This is a genomic window from Oceanobacter antarcticus (genome assembly GCF_044962685.1).
GTDB lineage: Bacteria > Pseudomonadota > Gammaproteobacteria > Pseudomonadales > Oceanobacteraceae > Oceanobacter > Oceanobacter antarcticus.
This window is the reverse complement of sequence record NZ_JBBKTX010000064.1, coordinates 1-537: the sequence shown is the minus strand read 5'-3', so window position 1 is coordinate 537 and position 537 is coordinate 1. Positions and strand designations below refer to the sequence as shown.

1 protein-coding gene is annotated in these 537 nt (G+C 63.1%); it reads left to right on the top strand.

Going from position 1 to position 537, the window contains the following annotated elements; genetic code table 11:
- A partial coding sequence (locus WG929_RS20905) for a hypothetical protein (protein ID WP_416207615.1) occupies positions 1–537 on the top strand: 537 nt, incomplete at both ends.

Below are 537 nucleotides of genomic sequence, written 5' to 3'. Positions count from 1 at the left end.
AGCGAAGTGACCGCCAGCCTGTACCTGGCAGGCGGCAGCGACGTGCTCGACAGCATTGCGGTAGCCGTCACCCTGGCGACCACCACGACGGAGACCAGCACCCCGGATCTGGGCAACGGCAACGGCGACAGCTTTATCGAAAATGCCCTGAACCTGAGCGCCAGCAATGTTCTGGTGGGCGAAGCAATTAGCGTCAGCGTCAACCTGGTGGATGCGGACAACCTCAACGTCCTGTTGAGCGACCGCTACCAGTTCGACTTCAGCTCCAGCTGCGACGGCGCGACGGCGTTCAGCCGCGCCAACGTCATCAGCAGCAACGGCACCGCCAGCACCACCTACACGCCATCGGCACTGGCCTGTGCCAGCGGCAATATCAGCCTGACGGCGCAACTGGTGGATCTGGAAACGGGCAACGATGTTGCAGGCGTGAGCGCCAGTGCGACCTTGTCTGCGACCTTGCCAAAACTGGGTACTGGCACCGGAGCCGAGTTCCGTGATACCGCCGCCGATCTGGCGGTGACCATCACCGGCAGCAAC